Genomic DNA, 16,086 nt, shown 5'->3' with positions numbered 1-16,086 from the left:
CTTGCAAGTGGGACCTCGACATCATGGCTGCCAATACCGCCCCGACACTCGCCGACATTCTCGAACTCGCACGCAGCCAGAAGATGACGCTGGCCGATCTCTTCCGGGTCGCTGAGGGGCGAAGTGCCGCCGGCCACAAGGCGGAAGCAGCGGAAATCTACAAGGCATGGATCGCCTTCAACGACGGCAATCCGTTTCTGCATCTCGCCTGTTTCAATTATTCCGTCGTCCTGCGCCAGCTTGGCGACGTGACCGGCGCGATCAATGCCTTGCGCACCTGCGTGACGCTGGAGGGCCGTTTCGGCGCAGGCCACATCAATCTCGGCCGCGCCTATGAGGATGCCGGACTTGCCGTGCAGGCCATCCAGCAATGGCGCAAATTCATCGAGCAGACCTCCGACAGCACCGCCGAGCGTGTGTCTTACCGACTGATGGCGCTGCAGCATGTGGGCCGCGTGATGGAAAATGCAAACCTGCTGGAAGACGCGGAAGCGACCCTCTGGCAGGCGATCGAACTTCGCCCGGACAAGACCGAGGCCGGACAGCACTGGACGGCGCTCAGGCAGCGCCAGTGCAAATGGCCGATCATTGTCTCCTCCGAACACGTCACCAAGCGGCAGCTGCTGGATTCCATGTCGCCACTGGCACTGGGCTGTTATTCCGATGACCCGATGTTCCAGCTGGCCAAGGCCTATCGCTACAACAAGTCGCTGGTCGGCCGACCTGATATCAGCACCTTTCCCCGCAAGAGCGTGAAACAGAAAAGCGGCACCGGCGAGCGCCTGCGTATCGGTTACGTGTCATCCGACCTGCGCGATCATGCCGTCGGTTTTGCCCTGCGCGAAGTGCTGGAACTGCATGACAAAGCAAGCGTCGAGATCTACGCCTATTATTGCGGCGACCCTGTCCGTAACGATGCCACGCAGACGCGGATGAAAAATGTGGTCGACTGCTGGCGCGAGATCGCCACGCTCACCGACGAGGATGCGGCCCGGCAGATCGCCGATGACGATATCGACATCCTGATCGATGTGAACGGTTACACCAAACACGCCCGCACCAAGATTTTCGCGTATCGTCCGGCACCGGTCATCGTCAATTTCTGCGGTTACCCCGGCTCGATGGGCAGCCCGTTCCACCAGTACATGATCGCCGACCCGGTCATCGTGCGGCCGCAAGACGAGATTTTTTATTCGGAAAAGGTGCTGCGCATCGCCTGCAACCAACCGATCGACCGCAAACGCGAGATCGCCGATGGCATCACCCGCGCCGAGGCCGGCCTGCCGGACGATGCCTTTGTCTACGCCTGCTTCAACGGCATGCAGAAGATCACCGCCGATTGTTTTGCCCGCTGGATGAAAATCCTCGAGGCAACACCCGGCAGCCTGCTATGGCTGCTTGCCGGTGAGGACGAGGTCAACAAGCGCCTGCTGGCGGAAGCGGAAAAGGCCGGCATCGATCCTGCCCGCATCATCTTCGCACCCAAGGCGCCGAACCCGAAACATCTGGCCCGCATCGGGCTCGCCGACCTTTTCCTCGACACCTTCCCTTACGGCGCACATTCGACCGCCGCCGATGCCATCACCTCCGGCCTGCCGATCCTGACCATGCCAGGCAAGAGTTTTGCCGCCCGCTTCTGCGGCAGCATCATCACCGCCGCCGGCATTCCTGAAATGGCCTGCGCCACGCCGGATGAATATGAGGAACGCGCCATCGGCTATTTTGTCGATCGCCAGGCGCTTGTCGATGTCAGGACATCGCTGCAGGATCAGCGGGAGACCAGCGTGCTGCGTGACATTCCGGCCCTTGCCCGCCGGCTGGAAGAACTGTTCTGGCAGATGCAGGGCGAGGCCGAACGTGGCGAAACGCCGGTGCCGGATCTGCGAAACCTCGACACCTATTACGAAATCGGCGCGGAACTGGCCGAACAGATGGGTGAATTCGAGAACGAAAACGCCTATCGCGAGCGTTACCGGCAGGCACTGATGGCGTGGGATGCCTTCGCGCATCTGCCGAATGACGAGCGTCTCTGGCCAGCAAATCAGGGCTGATCGACCAATCCCATTTACGAAAACGCCTTTTTGACAGGCAGAGTATAAATCTGCCTGTTTCTACGTCATTCAACTGGTTGACAAGCGGCAGAGTGCACCGCAAAAAGTAGGCATAACAAGACCTACGAACCAGGGGAACATGATGAAATCGACCTTCCTGAAGCTCGCCTTCGGGGCGATGGCGCTTGCCTTTTCGGCCAGCATCAGCACCGCCCAAGACCTCAAGCCCGTCAAGTTTTCGCTCGACTGGACGCTGCAGGGCAACCACGCCATCTGGGGCCTGGCACTCAAGAACAAATATTTCGAGCAGAACGGCCTGAAGGTCTCCATGGACCGCGGCTATGGTTCGGGCGATACGGTCGTGAAGATCGCCGCCGGCGCCTATGACATCGGTTTTACCGACGTCAATTCGGTCATCAAGTTCAACGCCGAAAACCCGGACCGCACCGTTCTCGCCTTCTACCAGGTCTTCGACAAGACACCGAACTCGATCATCACGCTGAAAAAATCCGGCATCACCAAACCGGCCGATCTTGCCGGCAAAAAGATCGGCGCACCGGAATCGGATTCCAGCCGCATGATGTTCGGTGCCTTCGCCAAGGCCAACAGCATCGATCCGGCCTCGATCAACTGGGTGACGATGGCGCCGAACCTGCGCGAAACCATGCTGGTTCAGGGTCAGGTCGAGGCCATTTCCGGCTTTTCCTCCACCTCCGTCTTCAACCTGATTTCCGCCGGCGTTCCGCAGGACGATATCGTCGTCATGTCCTATGCCGATAACGGCCTCGACCTCTATGGCAGTGTCTTGGTGGCTATGCCCGACTACATTGCCAAGAACCCCGACATCATCAAGGGCTTCGTCAAGGCGACGATTTCCGGCACGGTCGATCTTCTGAAGGATCCGGCAGCCGGCATGACCGCCATGCAGGAAATCGAGCCGATGTTCGACACCAAGCTTGAAACTGCACGGCTGGCCTTCCTGATGGACAAGGGGGTGCTGAAATCGCCGGCCTTCGACAAGAACGGCCTCGGCTATGTCGATCCGGCCCGCATGGACCTGACGATCAAGACCAATAGCGAAGTCTACAAGGTTGCGGCCCCGGCAGCAGAGAAGGTCTATACCACCGAATTCCTTCCGCCTGCGTCGGAACGCATGCCGCCGAAGTAAGCATTTCGCAGCCCCGGACGACAAGAGACAGATTTTATGAAGAACCTCGTGGAACTGGTGAACGTCAGCCTTTCCTATGGAAAGACGCTTGCGGTCTCCGATCTCAACATGACGGTCGCGGCAGGCTCGTTTGCAGCGGTCGTCGGGCCGTCCGGCTGCGGAAAATCCTCGCTGATGAAACTGGTGACGGGCCTGATGCCCGCCACGTCTGGCAGCGTGTTGATCGACGAAAAGGAAATCGACGGGCCGGTCAACATCGTCGGCATGGCGTTCCAGAACCCCAATCTTCTGCCCTGGCGCACCACGCTTGAAAACGTGCTTCTACCGCTGGAAGTGGTGCGTCCCGAGCGCCACCAGTTCCGTGCCAAGCGCAAGGAATTCGTCGAGCGCGCCATGGACCTGTTGCGCATCGTCGGGCTGGACTCGTTTGCCGACCATTATCCTTGGCAGCTTTCCGGCGGCATGCAGCAGCGCGTGTCGCTATGCCGCTCGCTGATCCACCAGCCGCGCCTGCTGATGCTCGACGAGCCTTTTGGCGCACTCGATGCCTTTACCCGCGAAGAATTGTGGGATGTGCTGCAGACCATCTGGCTGGAGCGCAAATTCACCGCCATCCTCGTCACCCACGACCTGCGTGAAGCGCTTTATCTGGCGGACAAGGTGCATGTCATGTCGAACCGGCCCGGCCGCGTGGTGCGTTCAGTCGACACGACGGAATTCGCCCGTCCGCGTGACGAACACACGTTCATCGATCCAAAGTTCAACGAGAACGTCATGGAGCTTCGCGCCGAAATTCGTGCGCAGCGCCTGCCGGTCGACATCAAGACCACAACTGCGGAGACAACGCCATGACCCGGTTCGAACGTCTCGGCTCCGTGTTCCTGCCGGTTCTGCTGATCTTCATCTGGCAGGCGGCCTGCGTCGGCTTCAAGATCCCGTCTTTCGTGTTGCCGGCCCCGAGCGAAATCGCGATTGCTCTTTGGGACAACCTCTACATCATCTGGTTTCATTCCAGCCAGACACTGCTGACAACCGTGATCGGCTTCGCCGTTGCCGTGGTTTTTGGCGCTCTCCTCGGCATTCTGGTCGGCTCGTCGCGTTTTGCCTATTCCAGCCTCTATCCGATGCTGGTGGGTTTCAACTCCGTTCCGAAAGTGGCGATCGTGCCGATCCTTGTCGTGTGGTTCGGCATCGGCACCGTACCGGCCATCCTTACTGCCTTTATGCTGAGCTTTTTTCCGATCGCTGTGAATGTCGCAACCGGTCTTGCCACGATCGAACCGGAACTGCGTGACGTGTTGCGTTCGCTCGGCGCCAACCAGTTGGATATCGTCCGCAAGATCGGCATTCCACGCTCGCTGCCCTATCTCTTCGCCTCCCTGAAGATTTCGATCACGCTTGCCTTTGTCGGTTCGGTGATTTCGGAAACACTGGCATCCAACCGCGGCATCGGCACGCTGATGACGCAGGCCTCCGCCAACTTTCGGGTATCCCTGGTTTTTGCCGGCCTCGTTGTCATCGCTGCCATGGGCATCGCCATGTACGTGATCTTCGCGATAATCGAAAAGAGGATGACCGCCTGGGCCGTGCGCGGTACCACATTTGGCGTTGGCGGCTGAAACCGGTATCCAGATAACAAAAAACCGGCGTCTTGCGGCACCGGTTTTGCCTTGTCAGCGAACGGCTTTCAGAACCGCCGCTTTTAATGTGTCTTCGTCATAGGGCTTACCGAGCATGACCGCCCCCGGAATATCGTCCGGCACGGATGTATCGCCTGTCGCATAAACAATGCCGACTTCAGGCAGAAGCTCACGCGCCCTGCCGGCCAGTTCATGACCGTTCATATCCGGCAGGCCGAGATCGGTGACCAGAAGGTCGATTCCACCGCGCTGCAGTACCGTCATTGCCTCGCAGGCCGTACCGGCCTCCAAAACCTGATGCCCGAGTTCGGACAGCATCTCGGCCGTATTGATGCGGATCAGCGCGTCATCTTCCACCAGAAGAACCGTCAGCGGCAGCACGGAGGAAGCCGGCGCGGGATTTGCGGTCTGGACGGAGGCCGGTATTACTTTCGGCGCCGATGCCAATTGCTGCTGCTTCTGGTTGGCGATCAGGTGGCGCAGACGACGGGCGAGCGCTTCACGCGTATAGGGCTTGGACAGAAGCTCGACGCCGGCATCAAGCTTGCCACCGTGCACGATCGAGTTTTCCGTATAGCCAGAGGTGAAAAGCACGACGAGATGCGGCAGTCGCTCCTTGGCGCGACGCGCCATTTCGCGGCTTTTGAGCGGCCCCGGCATGACGACGTCGGTGAAGATGACATCGATCGGAATGCCGCTTTCAACCACGGTCAGGCCGGCCTGCGCATCCCGCGCGGTCAGCACGCGATATCCGAGATCGGCCAGCGTCTCGACCACGGTCGCACGGACTTCGTCATCGTCCTCGACAACAAGCACGGTTTCGGTGCCACCGACGATCGGGCCGTTATGGACGACGATCTCGCGGTCCTCATCGGCCAAGGCGCGCGGCAGATAGACACGCACGGTCGTGCCATGGCCAATCTCACTGTAGATCTTGACGTGGCCGCCCGACTGCTTGACGAAGCCATAGACCATGGAAAGCCCGAGACCGGTGCCCTTGCCTTCCGGCTTGGTCGAGAAAAAGGGCTCGAAAACCTTTTCCATGATTTCCGGCGTCATGCCGGAACCGGTATCGGTAACCGCGATCATCACATACTGGCCCGGATCGACCTCGGAATGCGAACGGGCATAATCCTGATCGAGCGAGGCATTGCCAACCTCGATCGTCAGCTTGCCGGATCCCTGCATGGCGTCGCGCGCGTTGATCGCGAGATTGAGCACGGCGTTTTCCACCTGCACCGGATCGGCATAGGTGTTCCACAGACCGCCGGCGGAAATAACCTCGACTTCGACCGACTCTCCGATCGAGCGGCGCAGCAGATCTTCCATTCCGTTCAGAAAACGGCCGACATTGATGACTTTTGGCTCCAGTGCCTGACGGCGGCCAAAGGCAAGAAGCTGGCTGGCGAGCTTGGCGCCGCGGCTCACGCCGGCCATGGCGTTGGTCACACGACGTTCGGCCCGATCGTTGCCGACGACATCCTTGGCCAGAAGCTGGAGATTACCGGCCACGACCTGCAGAAGGTTGTTGAAATCGTGCGCGACGCCACCGGTCAACTGGCCGATGGTTTCCATCTTCTGGGCCTGCTGCAGTGCCTTCTGCGACACCATCAGTTCGCGCGTGCGTTCATCGATCTTTTCCTCGAGCGTGGCATTCAGCGAGGCAAGCGCCTCTTCGTTGCGTTTGGAATGCTCGATATCCGTGTTTGTACCGATCCAGCGCTGGATGACGCCCCTGGCATCACGCACCGGCACGGCACGCACCACATGCCAGCGATAGGTGCCATCCTTGCGCAGGACGCGATATTCGGTCTGCAGGATCTGGCCGGAGCCAAGCGCCACCTGCCACGCGGCAAGTGCCGGCGGCAAGTCATCCGGATGCACGAATGGCCGGATGCTGTCCGTCAGCGAGCCGTCGGGCACGCCGAGATATTCATAGACGCGATCGTTGAACCATGTAGCCTGCCCATCCGGTCGGGCAATCCAGATATGATTGAGCACGGATTGCGAGAGCGTACGGAATTCCGCCTCACTGGCCCGCAATGCATTTTCCGCCAGTTTCTGCTCGCTGCGATCGGAAAACAGGATGGCGACATTGCCGGAATCAGGTTCGTCGACCGGGAAGGCCTGCACGTCGTAGTATTTACCCAGCGCTTCGGCAGCATGTTCGAACGCCGTCTTTTGCTGTGTTCGCGCAACCTGTCCGTATGTATCGAACCAGTGCTGTTCATGATCCGGCGCGATCTCGCGCATACGGCGACCGACACCGTCGGAGATACCGGTCTGCCGCTCAAAGGCAGCGTTGACTTCCAGAAAGATGTAGTCGACCGGATTGCCGTTCTCATCCCAGACCATCTGGACGACACAAAATCCATCATCGAGTGCGCCGAACAATAACCGGTAACGCTCATCATATTGCGCCGCGGTGCGCTCTGCCCGACGACGCGCGGTAATATCGAACAGCATGCCCGGAAAACGGGTCGCCTGGCCGCTCTCGTCGTGGATCAAGCGTCCCCTCGCCGCCACATCCCGGATGGAACCATCGACATGGTGTACCCGGTATTCGCTGCGAAACGGCTCGCCCGTTGAAACCGTATGACTTATTTCGGCGGAGACGCGATCACGATCAGCCGCATGGATGTTGAAAACGAAGGATTCGAGCGGCAGACCGGTTGCGGCCGCATGCGGATCAACGCCGAAGGTTTCGGCAAAACGGCGGTCGGCGACAACCCTGTCACTCAGCAGATCCCAGTCCCAGGAGCCGATGACATCGGTATTTGCAAGCGTCAGTTCCAGCTGCTCCTGCATCGCAAGCCTGTCGGCTGCACGCAGGGTAATGACAATGGTGCCGTTCGGCGCCGCCACCGGCGTCGCCAGCAATTGTACGATCCTGCCGTCGCTCGTGACGAATGACCGTGCGGAATCGCTGCGCAAACTGTCATAGGATCTGCCGATGACATCGGCTTGTGTATAGCCGAGAAGACGCTGTGCGCCTTCGGACCAACCAGTCACGATATTGTCGGCATCAACGAAGACGAGCGGCGGGGAATTCAGAGTATCCATGGACCGGAAAACTTGACACCAATGTGGCTGAAAATAAGTATGGCGCTCATACCATCCGGTGATCATGCGTACAACTGCACAGCCGATCACACCTCGGCGACGGTAAAGAAACGTCGTTAAAGTATCAGGGTCTCATTGATTTCGACTTTGCTTTCGGCAGCAATACGCTCGGCAACGGCCTTGGCCTGAACGCGAATATCCGGCACGGCGGTTATTTCCCAGAACTGGCCCGCCGTCAGCGCACCGACAGCATAAACGCCCTGCTGTGCCTTGCCCGAACCATCACAGACTTGCGCCATGCCATCAACAACGATGCCGAGACCAAGCGGATCGGGACGCAGAAGGCCATCCTCCTGCATGGACAGAAGCAGTGGTGAGTGCTTGAGGCCGGCACGTTCCATACCGGTACAATTGACCACACGATCAACATTGATTTCCCGCATGTCCTGCCGCCCGCGCTGCCTGAAAACCATGCAGATGCGCTCGCCATCCTGATCCATCTCCTGCAGGAAACCGGCATGGACGCTGACGGTGCCGTCTTTCAGCAGGGCCTCGAGCCGCTGCCGCACCGGCGGCGCCAACCGGTGACGGTGAACGTTCCACCATGCGAGCGCATGGCGCAGAAAGCGCGAACGCTGGTCTTCGTTCAGGGATTGCCACAAGGTTTGCGTCTGCGGGCGCAAGCCATCCATCACGGAGCGCCAGTCCACGCCGGACCTGACCTGCCGACGCAGGCAACCCAGGATATCGCTGATGGCGCGGCTTTCCGGCAATTGTGGCGGCGCGGGCGAATGTGCACCAACCATATGCGGCAAGGGCACGAGGCCACGGCGCGAGAGGACATGGATGCGGCCGCGATGCCCATGCTCACGCAGGGCCAGAACCTGGTCGATCATCGTCAGTCCCGAGCCAAGGATGCAGATCTCTTCATGCGGATCGACTGCGGACAGCCAGCTCAGGCGCCAGGGATTTTCGACGATGCGCTCAGTCGTCTGGCTGGCGGAAACAGGCAGGTCGGCGTTGCCGAGACCAAGGCAGAGCACCACCGATCCTGCATTGAGCCGCCCACCTGTGGTCAGATGGAAGGAATAACCGCCATTCGCCTGACGGACACATTGCGCCGCCTTGGCCCTGATGAAATCTACCCGCACGCCCTGACGCCTTTCGCGCAGGAGGGCAGCAAACCGGTCACGCAGGTAAAGGCCATAGTCGCCACGCGAGGCAAACACATGCGCATCCGCAGCACGTCCGTTCGCAGCCAGCCAGTTTCGGAAATCGTCCGGCTCGTCGCAGAAGACGCTCATGCGCGCCGCCGGCACATTGAGGCGATGAAGATGGAATTCCGTGCGATAGGCCGTTCCGCGACCGAAACCGACATCATCGCCGACAACCGCGATGGACCGACCGTCCGGCATAGACCGCAAGAGATTGATCGTGACGGCAATCGCCGAAAAGCCCGATCCGACAACCACGACATCGTACAGCATCGGCTCTCCGTGTTATTCGCCTGTCGATCAACGCCCGGTCGAAACCAACGCCACTCTTCCCCAAAAGCATAGAACCTGCGGCCGCGTCTTCAAGATGCGGAATCTGTCGGGGGCTAGATCAGCTCTCCCGATCGTTGCGAAACTTTCCCGGCACGCTGTCATCATTTTCCGCCCGATCACGATGAAGAGCAGCGCGCGCAAGCAGCATCAGGGTCACCGGTGTCGTGACCGTCACAAAGATGCCGATCAGGATTTCGTGGATGACCAGCCGTTCCGACGACAGGGTAAAATAGATCATCGACGCCAGCATGATGCCACCGATACCCCAGCTTGTGCCAAGCGTCGGCGCATGAATGCGCTCGTAAAAGGTCGGCAGACGCAGGAAGCCGATTGCGCCGATCAGCGTCAGAGAGGCGCCGATAAGGAGGAAGAAGGCAACGACGATCGCGCCCCAGAGCGGAATGTCCACGACGGAACCCATCATTCGATCACCTCCCCGCGCATCAGGAATTTGGCAAGCGCCACGGTCGAAACAAAGCCGAGCATGCCGATCACCAGCGCCGCCTCGAAATAGACCACGCGGCCGGTGCCGATACCGAAGGTGACCAGCAGCAGCATGGCATTGATGTAAAGCGCATCGAGACCGATGATGCGGTCCTGCGCACGCGGGCCTCGGAACATGCGGACCGCGGCAATCGCCATGGCGGCACCGATCATCAACTGGGCAAGCGAAACGGCGGTAAAAATGATGATTGCGCTCATGCGAATATCTCCATCAGGAGTTTTTCGTACCGGTTCTTGACCAGACCGATCCATTCATCCTCATCGAGAAGGTCGAGAACATGCAACAGAACCGTCTTGTCATGCTGGTCATATTCAAGCCATGCCGAGCCCGGAGTGCTGGTGAGAATGATCGCCAACACGGCAAGGGCAGTGCGATCCTCGATCTCCAGCGGAATGCTGAGGAAGCCTGCGCGACCTGTCTTTGATCGACCAAAGATCAGAACCTTGGCAACGGCGATGTTCGAGCGGATGATATCGAGGAAGACGATCGCCACCAGCTTGGGCAGAAGATGCCACTTGCGAATTTTCGGCTTGTCGGGCCGAAGCGAGGCCATCGCCCAGGATGCAAACACCGCAACCAGCGTGCCCAGAATGAACTGTCCGGGCGTAAAGCCGCCGAGCAGCATCCACATCAGGATGAGAGAAACGGTCAAAAGCGGATAAGGCAGCATCAGTTGGTGCCCTCCGTGGAGACCTTTGCCTGATCATCGTAGTCCGTGATGACAGTCGCATTGCGGACCGCATCGATATAGACGGACGGATTGGCAAGCGTGCGAATGGTCGTATCCATGTATTGCATGGCAGGGCCAGCCTGCACCGTCAGAACAAGGGTCAGACCCAGCAGGAACATCACCGGCACGATTTCGATGACCAGCACACGCGGCACGGTCCCTTCGATCGAGCCCCAAAAGGTTCGGATGCCGGCGCGTGTCATGGCGATTAGCGATGCAACGCCCGACAGGATGACCAGCACGACGAGCGTCCAGACGGCGGCAGTAGGCGGCACACCGATCGCGCCGGTTCCCATCATCGACGAAAGCATGGCGAACTTGGCCACGAAACCGGACAGCGGCGGCAGACCCGCGAGAAGAATGCCGCAGGCGGCAAAACAGGTGCCCAGAATCGCCATGGTGCCGGGCATGGTCACGCCATCGCCTTCTTCCGGCTCGTCCTCATCGGCATCGCCATACGCTTCCATCGTCACGGCCAGAACGTTTGCACCGGCATCCTGACCGCGCTCGACAAGTTCGATCAGCATGAAAAAGGCACCGATCGTCAGGGTCGAACTGACGAGATAGAGAAGCGCACCGGACGATACGGCACCGTCATTGATGCCGAGAACCATCAGCAGTGTTCCCGAAGAAACAAGCACCGAAAAACCGGCAAGACGTCCGAGCGCCTGCGAAGCCAGCACACCGATAATGCCAAAAATCAGGGTGGCGATGCCGCCATAAAGCAGGACATTGGCGCCGAAACCGGCGGAAGGTCCATCTCCGAAGAGAAGCATGGTCAGCCGCAGGATGACATAGATACCGAGCTTGCTGAGGATGGCAAAGATGCCGGCGACCGGTGCCGATGCGGCGCTATAGGCCGTGGGCAACCAGAAGCAGAGCGGCCACATGCCGGCCTTGATCAGGAAGGCAATGCCGAGAACGCCGGCGCCCGCTTCCATCAGCATGCGGCGATCCGGCTCGATCTCCGGAATGCGGGCCGCCAGATCCGCCATGTTGAGCGTGCCTGTCGTGCCGTAGATCAGGCTGACGCCGATCAGGAACAGAAGCGCGGCCGCCAGATTGACGGCGATGTAATGCATGCCGGCCTTGACGCGCAGCGGCCCCGAACCATGCAGCAGAAGGCCATAGGAGGCCGCCAGCATGACCTCGAAGAAGACAAAGAGGTTGAACAGGTCACCGGTCAGGAACGCACCGTTGACGCCCATCAACAGCAACTGGAACATGGTGTGGAAATGTGCGCCCACCGTGTGCCAGCGTGCCAGCGAATAGACCAGCGCCGCAAGTCCGAGCAGCGATGTCAGAAGCAGCATCAGCGCAGACAGCGCATCAAGCACCAGGACGATGCCGAACGGCGCCGTCCAGTTGCCGAGCAGGTAAACGCCTTCGAAATCGTTCGGGCCGCTTTCGATACGGAAAAGAACGAAGGAAATGACGACGAGCAGCAACGCGGCGGCAAGGCTGACGAGGCCTTTCAGCATACGGCTGCGTTCATCGATAAAAAGCAGGATCGCAGCGGCGGCAAGCGGCAGCAGAACAGGCGCGATGATGAGATGATGGGCCCAGCCGTTCACTTGCGGTCCCCCCTTCCGTCGACATGGTCGGTGCCGGTGAGCCCACGCGAGGCCAGAAGCACGACAAGGAAAAGTGCGGTCGTGGCAAAACCGATGACGATGGCGGTCAACACGAGCGCCTGCGGAACCGGATCGGCCAGTGACGAGGTCACCACGTCATCTCCCAGCAAGGGCGGCACATTGGTCTTCACGCCACCAACACCGAAGATGAACAGGTTGACCGCATAGGAGAGCATGGAAAGCCCAACGATGACCTGATAGGTGCGCGGACGCAGGAGCAACCATACGCCGCATGTGGTCATGACGCCGATGGCGATGGACAGGATGATTTCCATCAGGCCTCTCCTCCCTTCGTCTTCTCGGTGTCGCTGGCCCGCAAGCGATTGATACGGATCGACTGGTGCGCCAGGGCCACGAGGATGAGGACCGCTGAGCCAACCACGAGCAGGAAAACGCCCAGATCGAAGAACAGCGCCGTTGCCGCCGGCATTTTTCCGATCAGCGGCAGCTCGATATAGCGCGAATGCGAGGTCAGGAACGGATAACCGAGGAACCAGGCGCCGATGCCGGTCACCATCGCCGTCAGCAGCCCCGCCCCCATCCAGCGCAATGGCAGGATGCGGATACGGTCTTCCGCCCAACGGGTGCCGCCGGCCAGATATTGCAGCAGGAAGGCAATCGACAGGGTAAGACCGGCGGAGAAACCGCCGCCCGGAAGATCATGCCCGCGCATGAAGATATAAACGGCAAAGGTGATCAGGACCGGGAACATCCACTGCATGATGACGGACGGAATGAGAAGGTATTCCTTGACCGTATCACCGGCCGACCGCTCGGGCCGTTCCTCATCAAAACGGTTCTGGATCAACTGCTGCTCGGGCATGCTCATGCTGTCTGCCGCCGGGCGGAAGCGGCGAAGCAGCGCGTAAACCGTCAGGGCCACGATGCCGAGCACGGCGATTTCACCAAGCGTATCGAAGCCACGGAAATCGACCAGGATGACATTCACGACATTGCGGCCGCCGCCTTCCGTATAGGCATTTTCGAGGAAATAGGTGGCGATGGCATCCGGTACCGGCATGGTCATGACGGCATAGGCCACGAAAGTCATGCCGACACCGCAGACGATGGCAAGCGCCAGATCGCGGAAACGACGGAAACGCGCACGCAGTGTGATCGCATCATCGACGCCTTCGTTCCGCTTCGGCAGCCAGCGCAGCCCGAGCAGAATGAGAACGGTCGTGACGATTTCCACGAGAAGCTGGGTCACCGCCAGATCCGGCGCCGACAGCCATACGAAAGTGATGCAGACCGTCAGTCCGACGCCGCCAAGCATGACCAGGGCCGCCAACCGGTGATATTTCGCCATGAAGGCGGTCCCGATAGCGAGGCAGATACCGATCAGCCAGATCACCGCAAACATCGGGTCCACGCCGGAAAAGGCGAAGGGACGCGGTTCGAACCCTGACAGGGTCAGCGGCAGCATGCCGGCGAGAAAACCGGTGAACACGACCCAACGCAATTGCGGTTGCAGTTTTCGCGTGCCCAGCCGCTGTTCGGCCAGACGCGCCCAGCGCCAGGAGACCTCGACAAGAATGCGCTCGAATATGCGCTGTCCGCGCAAACGGCGGAACACCGGTGGACCATCCGCGCAGGAGGCCAGATAACGGCGCAGCACGAAATAGATCACCGTGCCGGCCACAAGCGCCACCATGCTCATGATCAGCGGCAGGTTGAAGCCATGCCAGATCGACAGGCTGTATTCCGGCGTATCCGCTCCAAGCACGCTGGTGACGGCCACATGCAGGAAGGGACCGATGGAAAGCGAGGGCACGATCCCGACGATCAGGCAGATGACGACGAGAATTTCGATCGGAAAACGCATCCACCGGGGAGGCTCATGTGGCGCCGGTTTTGGTAGATCGACCGGCTGTCTGCCGAAGAACACGGTGTGGATGAAACGCAGCGAATAAGCGACACTGAAAGCGCCCGCCAACGTGGCGACATAGGGCAGGATACGGTCGAGGATGGAATCGGCATGCGTTTCCACCGCCTCGGCAAAGAACATTTCCTTGGACAGAAAACCGTTCAGCAACGGCACGCCGGCCATAGCAGCACTCGCCACCATCGCCAGTGTCGCGGTAAACGGCAGGAATCGATAGAGGCCGCTCAGTCGCCGCATATCACGCGTGCCGGTTTCATGATCGATGATACCCGCCGCCATGAACAACGACGCCTTGAAGGTCGCGTGGTTGACCATGTGGAAGATCGCAGCGACTGTCGCCAGCGGGCTGCCAAGGCTGAGCAATGTCGTGATCAGACCGAGATGGCTGATCGTCGAATAGGCCAGCAGACCCTTCAGGTCCTGCTGGAACATGGCGAAATAGGCACCGAGCAGCAGCGTGATGATACCGGCCGTTCCCAACAGGATGAACCACTCATAACTGCCCGCAAGGGCCGGCCAGAAACGGGCGAGCAGGAAAACACCAGCCTTTACCATGGTCGCCGAATGCAGGAAGGCGGAAACCGGCGTCGGCGCCGCCATCGCATTCGGCAGCCAGAAATGGAACGGAAACTGCGCGCTCTTGGTCAGAGCCCCAAGCAGGATGAAGATCAGCGCCATCAGGTAAAGCGGGTGATTGCGGATCACGTCGCCCGAAGCGAGAATCTTGTCGAGGTCATAGCTGCCCACGATATTGCCGAGCAGCAACACGCCGATGAGCAGGCAGAAACCACCGACCCCGGTAATCGTCAGCGACATGCGGGCCCCATCGCGCGCAGCAGCGCTATTGTGCCAGTAGCTGATCAACAGGAACGAGAAGATGCTCGTCAGTTCCCAGAACACCGAGAGCAGGATGACATTGCCGGAAATGACAATGCCGAGCATCGCCCCCATGAACGCCAGAAGAAAGGAGAAAAACCGCGGAACAGGATCGTCCTCGGACATGTAATAGCGGGCATACACGACAACGAGAAAGCCGATACCGCTGATCAGGACACTGAACAGCCAGGCAAAGCCATCCATCCGCAAGGCAAATTCAAGACCGAACTGCGGCAGCCACTCAAGATTGGCGCGAAGGATCTCGCCTTCGGCAATCGCGGGATAGGCGGCGATCGACGCTGCCAGACATCCCAGCGCGACAAGCCCGGCAATCAGCGAGGGCAGACTGCGGGAAGAACTCTTCAGCAAGGCAGCGGAAAGCAGGCTTCCGACAAAGGGCAAGACCAGAAGAAGTGAAAGAATGATTGGCCCCGACGTTACCCCAATATCGTGTTTCCTTGTGCCCGGCTTGGATCCATCCAGTTGAGTATTGCAAAAGCAACACTGGTCGGCGAATCAAAAATGCCATATATGAAAGATATTGACCAATATGGGCAGCTTTAAACGATGGGTCAAGGCGACCACTGCAAGATATTGACACCGGCGCTGTGCCGTGCGGCACGAGGTTATCTGGACTGGACGCAGATGGAACTTGCGGACCGTTCCGGCGTGTCGCGCAGCACCATTCGCGACTACGAGGGCGATCGGCACGATGTGCACCGCGCAACCGAGGCGCAGTTACGTCTGGCGTTCGAAAGCGCCGGCGTTGCGTTCGTCCGCATGCAGGACGATAAATTTGGCGTATGTCCGAAGTCTGTGGAGCTGTAGTCCGGAAACTGCAAATAGCCCGATTATGGGCTTTGGAGATATCTGGACTGATCGATTGAGAAAGTTTGTTTGCGGTTTCAGGCTTTGCGCCGTCCTTCGGCCCCTTCAGGTTATGGTGCGCAGGACGATGCGCTACGATCGCCCGGGAAGATGAAGCGT

13 protein-coding genes are annotated in these 16,086 nt (G+C 59.6%); 5 read left to right on the top strand and 8 right to left on the bottom strand.

The annotated features are described in order from the left end of the window. Positions 1 to 23 precede the first annotated feature (23 nt). From J2T09_RS10235 to J2T09_RS10220, 4 genes are all read left to right on the top strand, one after another. A complete protein-coding gene (locus tag J2T09_RS10235; RefSeq protein WP_306833942.1) occupies positions 24 to 2,051 on the top strand; it encodes an O-linked N-acetylglucosamine transferase, SPINDLY family protein in 2,028 nt (675 codons plus the stop codon). Between the two features lie 142 nt (positions 2,052 to 2,193). Continuing rightward, positions 2,194 to 3,219, top strand: coding sequence for an ABC transporter substrate-binding protein (locus tag J2T09_RS10230; RefSeq protein WP_306833940.1), 1,026 nt, complete (start codon positions 2,194 to 2,196; stop codon positions 3,217 to 3,219). A 36-nt stretch (positions 3,220 to 3,255) separates the two neighbouring features. Continuing rightward, complete coding sequence (locus tag J2T09_RS10225; protein WP_306833938.1) at positions 3,256 to 4,071, top strand: ABC transporter ATP-binding protein; 816 nt, start codon at positions 3,256 to 3,258, stop codon at positions 4,069 to 4,071. Continuing rightward, a complete protein-coding gene (locus tag J2T09_RS10220) occupies positions 4,068 to 4,838 on the top strand; it encodes an ABC transporter permease (protein WP_306833937.1) in 771 nt (256 codons plus the stop codon). The genes J2T09_RS10225 and J2T09_RS10220 overlap by 4 nt, the downstream gene beginning before the upstream one ends. A gap of 54 nt (positions 4,839 to 4,892) precedes the next feature. On the opposite strand, the gene J2T09_RS10215 is transcribed toward J2T09_RS10220, so the two are convergent. From J2T09_RS10215 to J2T09_RS10180, 8 genes are all read right to left on the bottom strand, one after another. Further along, a complete protein-coding gene (locus J2T09_RS10215) occupies positions 4,893 to 7,922 on the bottom strand; it encodes a PAS domain-containing protein (RefSeq protein WP_306833936.1) in 3,030 nt (1,009 codons plus the stop codon). Between the two features lie 116 nt (positions 7,923 to 8,038). After that, positions 8,039 to 9,409 carry an FAD/NAD(P)-binding protein gene (locus J2T09_RS10210; RefSeq protein ID WP_306833935.1) on the bottom strand — a complete coding sequence of 457 codons (1,371 nt, stop codon included), beginning with the start codon at positions 9,407 to 9,409 and terminating at the stop codon, positions 8,039 to 8,041. Between the two features lie 118 nt (positions 9,410 to 9,527). Further along, positions 9,528 to 9,893 carry a monovalent cation/H(+) antiporter subunit G gene (gene mnhG / locus J2T09_RS10205; RefSeq protein ID WP_306833933.1) on the bottom strand — a complete coding sequence of 122 codons (366 nt, stop codon included), beginning with the start codon at positions 9,891 to 9,893 and terminating at the stop codon, positions 9,528 to 9,530. Next, on the bottom strand, positions 9,890 to 10,171 hold the full coding sequence (locus tag J2T09_RS10200) for a K+/H+ antiporter subunit F (protein ID WP_306833931.1): 282 nt from the start codon (positions 10,169 to 10,171) through the stop codon (positions 9,890 to 9,892). Before J2T09_RS10200 ends, mnhG begins: the two co-directional genes overlap by 4 nt. Next, the gene (locus J2T09_RS10195) at positions 10,168 to 10,644 is read right to left on the bottom strand and encodes a Na+/H+ antiporter subunit E (RefSeq protein ID WP_306833929.1); all 477 of its coding nucleotides are present in this window, start codon (positions 10,642 to 10,644) and stop codon (positions 10,168 to 10,170) included. Before J2T09_RS10195 ends, J2T09_RS10200 begins: the two co-directional genes overlap by 4 nt. Further along, on the bottom strand, positions 10,644 to 12,278 hold the full coding sequence (locus J2T09_RS10190; RefSeq protein ID WP_306833927.1) for a monovalent cation/H+ antiporter subunit D: 1,635 nt from the start codon (positions 12,276 to 12,278) through the stop codon (positions 10,644 to 10,646). The genes J2T09_RS10195 and J2T09_RS10190 overlap by 1 nt, the downstream gene beginning before the upstream one ends. Beyond that, on the bottom strand, positions 12,275 to 12,613 hold the full coding sequence (locus tag J2T09_RS10185; RefSeq protein ID WP_306833925.1) for a Na+/H+ antiporter subunit C: 339 nt from the start codon (positions 12,611 to 12,613) through the stop codon (positions 12,275 to 12,277). The genes J2T09_RS10190 and J2T09_RS10185 overlap by 4 nt, the downstream gene beginning before the upstream one ends. After that, entirely contained in the window at positions 12,613 to 15,522 is a 2,910-nt protein-coding gene (locus J2T09_RS10180) for a monovalent cation/H+ antiporter subunit A (RefSeq protein WP_306834520.1), read from the bottom strand. The genes J2T09_RS10185 and J2T09_RS10180 overlap by 1 nt, the downstream gene beginning before the upstream one ends. Before the next feature lie 144 nt (positions 15,523 to 15,666). Between J2T09_RS10180 and J2T09_RS10175 the strand changes: the two genes are divergently transcribed. Then, entirely contained in the window at positions 15,667 to 15,927 is a 261-nt protein-coding gene (locus J2T09_RS10175; RefSeq protein WP_306833923.1) for a helix-turn-helix domain-containing protein, read from the top strand. Positions 15,928 to 16,086: the final 159 nt, after the last annotated feature.

It is taken from the genome of Neorhizobium huautlense (assembly GCF_030811685.1).
GTDB classification, from domain to species: Bacteria; Pseudomonadota; Alphaproteobacteria; order Rhizobiales; family Rhizobiaceae; genus Neorhizobium; species Neorhizobium huautlense_A.
This window is presented reverse-complemented; position numbering and strand designations above follow the sequence as displayed.

Bases quoted from the DNA above. Each gene is read 5' to 3' on its own strand.
- J2T09_RS10235 (WP_306833942.1), top strand. From the start codon at position 24: ATGGCTGCCAATACCGCCCCGACACTCGCCGACATTCTCGAACTCGCA.
- mnhG (WP_306833933.1), bottom strand. From the start codon at position 9,893: ATGATGGGTTCCGTCGTGGACATTCCGCTCTGGGGCGCGATCGTCGTT.
- J2T09_RS10220 (WP_306833937.1), top strand. From the start codon at position 4,068: ATGACCCGGTTCGAACGTCTCGGCTCCGTGTTCCTGCCGGTTCTGCTG.
- J2T09_RS10195 (WP_306833929.1), bottom strand. From the start codon at position 10,644: ATGCTGCCTTATCCGCTTTTGACCGTTTCTCTCATCCTGATGTGGATG.
- J2T09_RS10210 (WP_306833935.1), bottom strand. From the start codon at position 9,409: ATGCTGTACGATGTCGTGGTTGTCGGATCGGGCTTTTCGGCGATTGCC.
- J2T09_RS10175 (WP_306833923.1), top strand. From the start codon at position 15,667: ATGGGTCAAGGCGACCACTGCAAGATATTGACACCGGCGCTGTGCCGT.
- J2T09_RS10200 (WP_306833931.1), bottom strand. From the start codon at position 10,171: ATGAGCGCAATCATCATTTTTACCGCCGTTTCGCTTGCCCAGTTGATG.
- J2T09_RS10215 (WP_306833936.1), bottom strand. From the start codon at position 7,922: ATGGATACTCTGAATTCCCCGCCGCTCGTCTTCGTTGATGCCGACAAT.
- J2T09_RS10185 (WP_306833925.1), bottom strand. From the start codon at position 12,613: ATGGAAATCATCCTGTCCATCGCCATCGGCGTCATGACCACATGCGGC.
- J2T09_RS10225 (WP_306833938.1), top strand. From the start codon at position 3,256: ATGAAGAACCTCGTGGAACTGGTGAACGTCAGCCTTTCCTATGGAAAG.
- J2T09_RS10230 (WP_306833940.1), top strand. From the start codon at position 2,194: ATGAAATCGACCTTCCTGAAGCTCGCCTTCGGGGCGATGGCGCTTGCC.